This window comes from Microcoleus sp. T3_B1 (genome assembly GCF_036700445.1).
Taxonomy (GTDB): Bacteria; Cyanobacteriota; Cyanobacteriia; order Cyanobacteriales; family Microcoleaceae; genus Microcoleus.
This window is the reverse complement of record NZ_JAUBOX010000009.1, coordinates 128366-138125: the sequence shown is the minus strand read 5'-3', so window position 1 is coordinate 138125 and position 9760 is coordinate 128366. Positions and strand designations below refer to the sequence as shown.

The 9760-nt window shown below is 45.3% G+C and carries 7 protein-coding genes; 5 read left to right on the top strand and 2 right to left on the bottom strand.

Annotated elements, in window-relative coordinates:
- Positions 1 to 356: 356 nt before the first annotated feature.
- Both QT990_RS07960 and QT990_RS07955 read left to right on the top strand, forming a co-directional pair.
- Positions 357 to 1028, top strand: a complete 672-nt coding sequence (locus tag QT990_RS07960) for an SOS response-associated peptidase (protein ID WP_333143431.1) — start codon at positions 357 to 359, stop codon at positions 1026 to 1028.
- A gap of 150 nt (positions 1029 to 1178) precedes the next feature.
- The gene (locus QT990_RS07955; protein WP_333143432.1) at positions 1179 to 1565 is read left to right on the top strand and encodes a VOC family protein; all 387 of its coding nucleotides are present in this window, start codon (positions 1179 to 1181) and stop codon (positions 1563 to 1565) included.
- Between the two features lie 120 nt (positions 1566 to 1685).
- Here QT990_RS07955 and QT990_RS07950 read toward each other — a convergent pair whose 3' ends face one another.
- Entirely contained in the window at positions 1686 to 2303 is a 618-nt protein-coding gene (locus QT990_RS07950) for a CP12 domain-containing protein (RefSeq protein ID WP_333143433.1), read from the bottom strand.
- Between the two features lie 495 nt (positions 2304 to 2798).
- Here QT990_RS07950 and glpX point away from each other — a divergent pair, with 495 nt between their 5' ends.
- The 3 genes from glpX to QT990_RS07935 all read left to right on the top strand — a co-directional run bounded on the left by glpX (position 2799) and on the right by QT990_RS07935 (position 8470).
- Positions 2799 to 3836, top strand: coding sequence for a class II fructose-bisphosphatase (gene glpX / locus QT990_RS07945; RefSeq protein WP_333143434.1), 1038 nt, complete (start codon positions 2799 to 2801; stop codon positions 3834 to 3836).
- A gap of 145 nt (positions 3837 to 3981) precedes the next feature.
- A complete protein-coding gene (locus tag QT990_RS07940) occupies positions 3982 to 5274 on the top strand; it encodes a glutamyl-tRNA reductase (RefSeq protein WP_333143435.1) in 1293 nt (430 codons plus the stop codon).
- 187 nt (positions 5275 to 5461) lie between these two features.
- Positions 5462 to 8470: a UPF0182 family protein gene (locus QT990_RS07935; protein ID WP_333143436.1), complete on the top strand. Its 3009-nt coding sequence runs from the start codon at positions 5462 to 5464 to the stop codon at positions 8468 to 8470.
- A gap of 185 nt (positions 8471 to 8655) precedes the next feature.
- Here QT990_RS07935 and QT990_RS07930 read toward each other — a convergent pair whose 3' ends face one another.
- Positions 8656 to 9324 (bottom strand): hypothetical protein, encoded by a 669-nt coding sequence (locus tag QT990_RS07930; RefSeq protein ID WP_333143437.1) that lies wholly within the window; start codon positions 9322 to 9324, stop codon positions 8656 to 8658.
- Positions 9325 to 9760: the final 436 nt, after the last annotated feature.

The window sequence follows — 9760 nt, the reverse complement described above, 5'->3', positions numbered from 1 at the left end:
TTTGTTGTGGGGTGTCCCGCAAGAACAGGCAAGATGCCTGTTCCACAAAGAATGAATTTTGTTGTGGGGTGTCCCGCAAGAACAGGCAAGATGCCTGTTCCACAAAGAATGAATTTTGTTGTGGGGTGTCCCGCCCGGTTTAGTCCGACAATCCGACAGGGGTTAAAAACCCCTGTCTCATAGCTAAAGTCCTCTAAAAGAGGACTAAAATAGATAGATATAGAGATCATATTTCCAGTCGGTTTAAACCGACTTTAGCTTTGAGGCAGGGGTTTAAACCCCTGCCGGACTGCCGGATTACCCGACTGTCGAACTGCCGGAATCGGTAAAAACCGCGTTAATACAACTATAAAATTATGTGCGGAAGATTCACTTTAACTACTTCAGGTCAAATCATCGCCGAATTCTTCAAACTGTCGGGAGTTCCCGATATCAAACCGCGATACAATATCGCCCCAACTCAATCAGTTGCCACAGTAACAGTTGAACCAGAAAAAATGCAGCGACATTTTCAATTTATGCGCTGGGGGCTGATTCCAAGTTGGGCAAAAGACATGAAAATAGGCAGCAAGATGATTAACGCGCGATCGGAAACTGTAGCCGAAAAACCTGCTTTTCGCAGCGCCATCAAGCACAGGCGATGTTTGATAGTCGCTGACGGTTTCTACGAATGGCAACAGCAGGGAAAGAACAAACAGCCTTACTATTTTCAAAAGGCAGACGGCGAACCTTTTGCTTTTGCCGGTTTGTGGGAAAATTGGGAATCTCCTGAAAAAGAAAACATTGTATCTTGCACTATAGTTACTACCGCTGCTAACGAAACAGTCCACCCGATGCACGATCGAATGCCAGTGATTCTCCCCGACAGCGATTGGGAACAGTGGCTAGATCCTGCTGTTAAAAATGCTCAGGAAGTTTTGCCCTTGTTAAAACCCTATGCTTCCGAAGCGATGAAAGCAAAGGCCGTAAGTGCGATCGTCAACAGTCCAAGTAGAGACACTCCCGAATGTATTAGCGATCGGCAATAAATCATTGCAGCGGACAAAACCGCGATAGTTTGAGTTATGATGTAAAATGATGTTTGAGTTGTAGCTTGGGTTTTCTCAAGATCAGTTTAACTCAGTTGTTATTTGCTCAAACATTTTTTAAACCTTAACATCAGTTAGAAGACAAAAAATATGATCGGATACGTTACACTAGGTACCAACGATATTGAAAGTGCAGCCAAGTTTTATGATGCTTTGCTTGCTGAAATTGGCGCTCGACGATTCATAGAATTCGACCAATTTATCGCATGGGGTCTTTCTCCAGATCTACCAGCACTTGCTATTACAAAACCCTATGATGGTAACACAGCAACTGTTGGCAATGGAGTAATGATAGCTCTTAAAGTTGACAGTCCCGAAAAAGTCAACTTAGTTTATAACAAAGCGATCGAACTTGGGGCTAAGGATGAAGGAGCGGCAGGGCCAAGAGGCGTGTTGCCGGGGTTTTATGCGGGATATTTTCGGGATATTGAGGGGAACAAGCTGAACGTGTTTTGTATGCCTGGGCCAAACACTTAATCTTTTTGTTTTTCGTGAATCTCGAAGAAAAAAAGCTATTTCCGATCGTTAGCTATTAGTTATCAATCCCTAAATAAGAGTTGATAACTAATAACTAATGGCTAATGACTAATAACTAAATTAGCTATCGTACATCCGCGCTTCAGCAGCCTCGGGATTTTCCTCGCAATACTCGTCAAAAGCCGTTTTTTCAAGCTTCATCGATCGCTGGTGAGAAGCCTCTGCCTGCATTTCTTCTACAATATCCCACGCTACCGCGCACTCTCTAGAGGTAGCGCCTTTTTCGGCACAGATAGTTCTGGCATCCGCGATCGCCTGTTCGATTTGTTCCTCAAATAAAACACTCTTCGGCTTCTCAAGAAAATCGCTTTTTGTCAATATATCCGTGACCGAAATAATGCCCACTAGCTCGTCCTTAATCACCGGCGCCCGGCGGATGCGGGTATTGGCGAACAACCTCGCCACGTATTCCACGCCCAAGTCGGGATTGACCGTAATGCAAGGTTTGGTCATAATCTCGAAGACGCGGACTTTTTTCGGGTCTACTCCGTAGGCTGCTACTTTATAGACAATATCCGTTTCTGTCACAATGCCATAGGCATCTTGTTCGTGGCGACGTTCCACAATCAACGCGCGCAAACACAAATCGTTCATCATCGCCACCGCTTCAGCTACCGTTGCTGAACCGCGAATGGTAACAACATCTGTGGTCATAATGTCTTGGGCTTTCATCATCATTGTTTATTCCTTCCCGCTGATAAAGTCTACTGCGTCCCGATTTGGGGCTGTCCATTTGATTTGCGATCATCATTAGGACTTACCCTCACAAACCCGGTTTCTACCAAAATTTTGGGTTTAGTAACGATAAATTCCGGGTTAGCAACCAGGTTTCTGAGAAATCGTGCGATCGCAAACTAATCATAAAACCTTTAACGGCACTCGCGATGACAAGTTGCCTGAAACAGCCGCTCGCTGCCCATGAGCCTCTGGACTCCGCGATTTAGCCCTCAGACGGGGCTAGCGTGCGATCCTCCAAGCAAGAGTGAAGTATTGGGGCGATCGATCTTTGAGCTTGTGGGACTCAGATTTTCCAGCCCCAGTCTCAAAGAAGCAAAAGTTAACACAAACTAACCAACTGCTTGCGCTCGCACAGATCCCCGCCTCTGATAAACTTGATGGCTGGGAGTGCAAAATAGCACAAGGCACGCATCAGCAGTTGGGAGGATCTAGTTCGTGGACAATGTAATCGGTTTAGAGATCATCGAAGTAGTTGAGCAGGCAGCCATCGCCTCCGCTCGCTTGATGGGCAAAGGCGAAAAAGATGAAGCTGACAGAGTGGCTGTAGAAGCCATGCGGGAGCGCATGAACAAAATTCATATGCGCGGCCGCATCGTGATCGGCGAAGGCGAGCGCGATGACGCACCGATGCTTTACATCGGGGAACAAGTAGGTATTTGTACCCGCGAAGATGCCAAAGATGTCTGCAACCTAGATGAATTGATCGAAATTGACATCGCTGTTGACCCCTGCGAAGGTACTAACCTGGTGGCTTACGGTCAAAACGGTTCGATGGCAGTTTTGGCAATTTCTGAAAAAGGTGGTTTGTTTGCGGCACCGGATTTCTACATGAACAAATTGGCTGCTCCGGCGGCTGCTAAGAATCATGTAGATATTCGCAAAACGCCGACTCAAAACCTCAAAATTATCTCTGATTGTCTCGGCCGCGGTGTTGAAGATTTGGTGGTGGTGGTCATGGATCGCCCCCGACACAAAGATTTAATTAATGAAATTCGGGCAGCGGGTGCAAGAGTTCGGCTGATCAGCGACGGCGACGTTTCGGCAGCAATTTCTTGCGCGTTTTCTGGTTCCAACATCCACGCACTTATGGGTATTGGTGCAGCACCGGAAGGTGTGATTTCCGCAGCAGCAATGCGCTGCTTGGGCGGTCACTTCCAAGGGCAGTTAATTTACGATCCGGCTGTTGTAAAAACTGGTTTGATCGGTGAAAGCAAAGAGAGCAATATCGCCCGCCTGAAAGACATGGGCATCACAGACCCAGACAAGATTTACAATGCTGAAGAGCTGGCATCTGGAGAAACAGTTCTGTTTGCAGCTTGCGGGATTACTCCCGGAACGCTGATGAATGGAGTTCGCTTCTTTGGCGGCGGCGCTCGCACTGAAAGTTTGGTAATTTCTTCTCAGTCGAAAACTGCTCGGTTTGTGGATACAATCCATATGTTTGACCAGCCGAAATCTTTGCAATTGAATTAGTGATTAGTTAGGGGTTAACAGTTAAATGTTAACAATTAACAGTTAAATGTTAACAGTCACCGATGATTAGCAATTAGCGATAAACTAAGAACTAATAACAGGTGACTGTTAACAACTAAGAAAGAAATAGTGACAAATCACAGATATGAATATTGCAGTCGTAGGTCTCAGCCACAAAACAGCGCCGGTAGAAGTTCGCGAAAAACTGAGCATTCCAGAACAGAAAGTTGAAGCCGCGATCGCCCAATTGCGCGGCTACCCGCACATTCAAGAGGTTGCCATCCTCAGCACTTGCAACCGCTTAGAGATTTATATTGTTACCAGCGAATCGGAGCCGGGAGTGCGAGAGGTTATTCAGTTCCTTTCAGAATGCAGTAAAGTTTATGTGCAGTCTTTGCGCCCTCACCTGTTTATTTTGCTGCACGAAGATGCGGTGATGCACTTGATGCGAGTGGCTTCTGGCCTCGACAGTTTGGTGCTCGGAGAAGGACAAATTTTGGCTCAGGTAAAACAAACTCACAAACTCGCTCAGCAGTACAAAGGTGTAGGCAGAATTTTAGAGCGCTTGTTCAAGCAAGCTCTCACAGCAGGGAAGCGAGTTCGCACGGAAACTAGCATCGGTACCGGTGCAGTTTCGATTAGTTCGGCGGCGGCAGAATTGGCTCAAATGAAGGGTCAGCATTTAGCAAGCAGCAAAATTGCGATTATCGGTGCTGGCAAAATGTCGCGGCTTTTGGTACAGCATTTGCTCTCAAAAGGAGCTAGCAATATTTCGATCGTTAACCGCTCTGTGCGGGGCGCGCTGGAGTTGGCCGGTCAGTTTAAAGATGCTCAATTGCACCTGTATCAGCTCTCGGAAATGATGCAGGTAATTGCCGCTTCTGATTTGGTTTTTACCAGTACGGCAGCTACCGATCCGCTGTTAAATAAAGCTAAATTGGAAGCGGTTTTAGACCCGAATCGCCCTTTGATGTTGGTGGATATTTCTGTGCCACGCAACATTGACTCAGATGCGAACGAACTCGCTAATGTGCGATCGTTTAATGTAGACGACTTGAAAGCAGTGGTAGCTCAAAACCACGAAAGCCGCCGCAAAATGGCAATGGAAGCTCAGGGCTTGCTGGAACAGGAAGTAGAGGCTTTTGATCTCTGGTGGCGCAGTCTGGAAACTGTTCCTACTATTAGCTGTTTGCGGGATAAGATAGAATTGATTCGGGAACAAGAGTTAGAAAAAGCTTTATCGCGTCTGGGTTCGGAATTTTCGGAGAAACATCAAGATGTGATTGAATCTTTAACCAGGGGGATTGTGAATAAGATTTTGCACGATCCGATGGTACAGTTGCGCGCTCAGCAGGATATTGAGGCGCGGCGGCAAGCGATGCAAACTTTGCAAACACTGTTTAATTTGGATGTGGATGTCAATCAGCAGTACAGCTAGTTTGTCATTAGTCATTGGTCATTAGTCATTAGTCAGTTGACCCGAAAGCAGGAGTCATATTATGTCCGGTAAATTACCATGAATAAAAATGCCTCCAACCCTTGCGGCAAAAGCATCATTCGGGAGGGTAAATTGCTCGAACCTGATATCAGTTATCATTCCACCAATAACTAATGACTAATAACTAATGACTAATAGGCGAATTTATCAAATAATCCTACTGATTGCGGGGCTAGGGCTGGTTGTTGAGTTTGCCTCCCGCATTTCGGCAGAAATTCTCTGGTTTCAGGAAGTTGGATATCTTCAGGTTTTTCTGTTAAAGCTGAAAACTCAAGGGTTGCTGGGGACGATCGCAATTGCTGTTTCTTCTGTCTTTTTGCTGGGAAATTTGGCTTTAGCCCGCCGCCTCCAACATCCCGTAGAGGAAATGAAATCGCCGGTTGCGGAGGCGCTATTCGCTTCACTGAAGGCGAACAAAACTGGGAAGAATTACGAATTACCTGTTGCTAAATCCCAAATAACCTTTTCCTGGCTGCTGTTGGCGGTATTCGGATTGAGTTCGATCGCAGCTTTGACATCAATTTACTGCGGGCTGTTAGCTGCAAGCAGTATCGCCTATTTCGGTATAGCTGACAATTTACCTGCACCGCCCGTGCAGTTGGGAATTGAGTCAATCCAGCATGGGGCGGTGCAGCTATTTTCTCGCTGGTGGCAGTTAGGCTTGCTGCTGGGGACAATGTTAGCTGTGGTAATTAAGCCTGATTTTTGGCTGCGGGCGATCGCCCTTTTTCTCAGTTTGGCGATCGGGCTGATTGCCACCAGTCGCTGGACAAATGTTTTGCAATATTTTCACCCTATTAATTTTAACACAACCGACCCTCTTTTCCATCAAAATATTAGCTTTTATGTATTTATTTTGCCAATCTTAGATTTGCTAGGATTCGGGCTGACAGTTGTATTTTTGTACAGTTTAGTATCTTGTGCTTTAACATATTTGCTATCGGGAAATAGTCTGAGTCAAGGGAGATTTTGGGGGTTTTCTCGATCGCAGCAGCGGCACTTGTACGGGTTGGGTGCAGCTTCCATGCTAGCTGTTGCATTCCGCTACTGGCTGGGGCGCTACGCATTGCTGTATTCGCGGGGAGACGTTACTTACGGGGCGAATTATGCTGACGTAACGGTACGGCTGCCCTGGTATGGATTTTTGAGTTTTTTGGCGGGGGCGATCGCCGTTTTGATGCTGTGGCAAGTTTACCCATTCAAAATAAAACATGAACTCATAAAAAAGATTATTATAGCGTGGCTAACTTTAAGCTTGTTGGGAACTTGGCTGCTGCCAACAATTGTGCAGCAACTCCTAGTTAAACCTAACGAATTAGCAAGGGAAAAGCCCTACATTAAGCGCAGTATTGCCTTTACTCAAGAAGCCTTTGACCTCAACAATATAGAAATAAAAACTTTCGATCCCGCCGGAAAACTTACTTATGCCGACTTAGAAAAAAATAAACTTACTATTAGCAACATCCGGCTGTGGGACAAGCAGCCGCTGCTGCAAACCACCCGACAGTTACAGCAAATTAGACCCTATTATACATTTCCTGATGCCGATATAGAGCGCTACACAATCAAAAATGAAAAAGCAAAAAAGGGAGATTCTGAAAGCCAACAAGTGTTTCTGGCAGCGCGGGAATTAGATTACACGGCAGTTGCCCCCGAAGCTCAAACTTGGGTGAACAAACACCTGATTTACACTCACGGTTACGGCTTTACTCTTTCTCCGGTAAATACAGTCGGTGTCGGCGGTTTACCCGATTATTTCGTCAAAGATATTGGAGTTGCAGCCCAGGAAGGGGAGACGGCTTTGGAAGTAACCAGCGATCGAATTCGGGCCAGTATTCCGATCGGCTACCCGCGAATTTACTACGGCGAAATCACCGATACAGAAGCGATGGCGCCCACAAAAGTCAAAGAATTCGACTATCCCAGCGGCGAAGACAATGTTTACAATACTTACAGCGGTAGGGGCGGAATTGCGATCGGTTCTATGTGGCGGCGCTGGCTGTTTGCTAATTATCTCAAAAATTGGCAAATGGCACTGACGCGCAATTTTACGCCAGAAACTAAATTGCTGTACCGTCGAAATATTAATAAAAGAGTCCGGGCTATAGCTCCTTTTTTGCGCTACGATTCTGACCCGTATTTAGTAGTAGCGAACGCCAATCTTAGCAATGATGATATAGAAAAAGAAAAAGATGAAAATGGCAACGAGATTAAACCTTCACCCTCGGCCACTGATAAATCTCCCAACTATCTTTACTGGATTATCGATGCCTATACAGCGAGCGATCGCTATCCGTATTCTGACCCCGGCAATCATGAGTTTAACTACATCCGCAACTCCGTTAAAGTAGTGATTGATGCCTACAACGGGTCTGTTGACTTCTACGTTGCCAATCCCTCCGATCCGATTATTAACAGTTGGATGGCTATCTTTCCCGGACTATTCAAACCCCTTGACAAAATGCCTCCGGCTCTCCGCAAACATATCAGATATCCTGTAGATTTGCTGAGCATTCAATCAGAACGCTTGCTAACTTATCATATGGAAGACCCGCAAGTATTTTACAATCGGGAGGATTTGTGGCGAGTTCCCAATGAAATTTATGGCAGCGAACAGCAGCCCGTATCACCCTATTATTTGATTATGAAGCTGCCAACTGAAAAAGCCGAAGAATTTATTTTGCTGCTGCCATTTACACCAGTAAGTCGTAACAATTTAATTGCTTGGATTGCAGGGCGATCGGATGGTAGCGAGTACGGAAAATTGCTGCTGTATCTGTTCCCCAAACAGCGATTAGTTTACGGCCCGGAACAAATAGAAGCTTTAATTAACCAAGATCCGGTTATTTCCGAACAAATATCTCTCTGGAATCGCCAGGGTTCCAAAGCCATTCAAGGAAACTTATTAGTAATTCCCATTGAACAATCTTTACTGTATGTGGAACCTCTTTACTTAGAAGCCGAACGCAATAGCTTGCCAACTTTAATCAGAGTTATTGCTGCCTACGAAAACCGCATCGTCATGGCAGAAAGTCTTGACTTGGCACTCAAGGCACTTTTTCAGCAACGATCTACTAATAAACCGGTCATTATTCGACCTGTGGAAGGAACAGCACCAGCTTTAAATAGTGACTGATATCAATTCCGGTTGCACTCATCATGACTGTTGACTGTTGACTAATGACTGTTGACTGTTGACTGTTGACTGTTGGCTGTTGACTGTTGACTGTTGACTGTTGACTCTGGGTCGAAAAACTGAATGGTTGAGTGTTAAGTGTTGACTCGATTTTATTATTCCGATGCCAGCGGAAACGATATAAATTACTGCGATTTCTGTTCGCTAGCAGCCTTAATATCCTGCCACCAAACATCAACATAGGGCCACATCAATCTCTCGTCTCCTCGCGAATCTAGTTTCACAGTCACCTCATAACGGTCAATATGCGTGAGATCGCCAGTTTTACCATTCAAATACAATTGTTTGGGATTGTCGGTGATAATTTCTACCCTTTGATTCAACAGCGGCAGCATCTGGGTAGAAGAACCCTGAAATGGATTTTTACCTTTTAGCACATAGCCGCCAATCAAAGAGAAGTACATTGAAGCTAGGAAAAATACTGTACATAAACCCACAATTAGCAGTGTTTTTTGTTGTGAAAAAGTGGTATAAATGCTCACATATCCTACGATCATAGTTCCAAAAAACAACAAATTTGGCAAGTACAGCCCATCTTCCAGAAACACGCTACCAAAAAACATGAGGGCTACCTGAAAACCAAATAATGCAGCCACCCAACTCCACCCAGTTAGCAACGATGCAGATAGTAGCCAATTCATTGCTATAGTAAGGACGATCGCCATTGCTATTGCCCCAAGTGGTGCTGCATAATCGTACTGTCTGAAGGGAAGAATAACAAAAAATACTAAAGCATACGCAAAACCCGCAAAAGCCAGTGCTAATCCACTAATTATTTGATTCCAGTTCAGCATGGCGATGGATTTTGAGCTTACTACAGTTAAGCGTTCATCTTCTGTTGTGGTAGTAGCCGTTGAAAATTCCCAGCCGACTAAAGCCAGAAATTATAACCGTAGGGTGCGCCACAAGAACCTTACCGCTAGCTATATTGAGGGGAGGGAACTAATTTTTGACACTCTCCGGGCTAAAGCCACGGAGATTCTTAAGACTTAAGTCTTAAATGCGCTGTCAAATCGCATCTACACGCTCGAAACAACTACTGGCACGAGAAGTATTGCTGTTGCGCTTACTTTTGTTTTTAGATTGCTTTCTGATTCCATCAATAATCCAGTTAGGTACGCTCAACGAATCACTATTACGTGTTTGGACAGGCTCGGCATTGCCGAGTAGCGATCCAACCCAGGAGTTTCACCTTATGAAATCGTTTCAACACGTAGATGGTTGTTCTTA